The organism is Dietzia sp. (assembly GCF_036741115.1).
Classification (GTDB): Bacteria; Actinomycetota; Actinomycetes; order Mycobacteriales; family Mycobacteriaceae; genus Dietzia.
This window is the reverse complement of record NZ_DAINST010000078.1, coordinates 1422-2355: the sequence shown is the minus strand read 5'-3', so window position 1 is coordinate 2355 and position 934 is coordinate 1422. Positions and strand designations below refer to the sequence as shown.

Sequence of the window (934 nt, the reverse complement as noted above, 5' to 3'; positions counted from 1 at the left end):
GGGGTCGATCGTCGAGTGGCGGCGGCGGGGTTTCGACGGCGACGTCGAGTTCAACTCCAGCGCCGGGCTTCCCGGCGGACGGAGCGATATCGCCCTCTTCCACTACGCGATAGACGGCTTCCTCTTCGACCGCCTCACCGGGGCGATCGAGCCCGGCCGGTCAACGAACGAGGTCGTCGACGCCCTCGTCGATCGTCTCCTCCCGCGCTGAAGGCGAAGAGAATAAATGAGAAGAGCCGGCCCCCGCTCTCGCGGGGACCGGCTCTCTACCGGCGGTGGCGAAGGGACATAACCCTGCCGCCGCATACTCGCAGGTAGTGGGGTTAACGATAACCCATCCAGGAAGCGCGTGGGGAATCCGTAGGGAATCGGCCCCAATTCGGCAAGTAAAAAAGCCTCGGTTCCGCTGGCCGACAGAACACTGCCACCGGCTCCGTCCCGGTTCCCATGACAGTGCGGGGCGAGCCCGTGGCACACGCCCCGAGCACCCAGGTCGCAGACTCCGCTAGCGGAGGGAACACATCGATCACGCCGACAGTCGGCGTGATCGGGAGACTCGCACCCTGGGCGCGTAGCTCCGCGAGGAGGTCGCCGTGCACCCCAGAGAGGAAGGCGTAGCGCCCAGCCCAATGGACTGCACCATCCCGACCGCCTGTCGCTGGGCGCCCAAGTTGGAAAACTCTCCGGCAAGGACTGTCAGCGCCGACTATTGGGGTCGCGCCAAGAGCGTTATCAAGCGCATGTACCAAACAGCAGTCTGCACGCTCGTGCCGTGTTCGGTTCCGGATATAGACCGCACGGCTGCCGAAACTCGGAGAATCCTTAAGCCAACGGCTCTTCTAGTGTTCCTTGAAAACCGCGTAGATGCTAACCCGCCAAGATCCCCCCAATATCTCCTTACCATCACTCACAGCAATTACCGATTTTCTCAATG

Annotated in this window: 1 pseudogene; it reads left to right on the top strand. The window is 62.8% G+C overall.

What is annotated here, in order from left to right:
• A pseudogene (locus V7E05_RS11525) lies at positions 1 to 211 on the top strand (TetR/AcrR family transcriptional regulator); the annotation flags it as partial.
• Between the last annotated feature and the right edge of the window lie 723 nt (positions 212 to 934).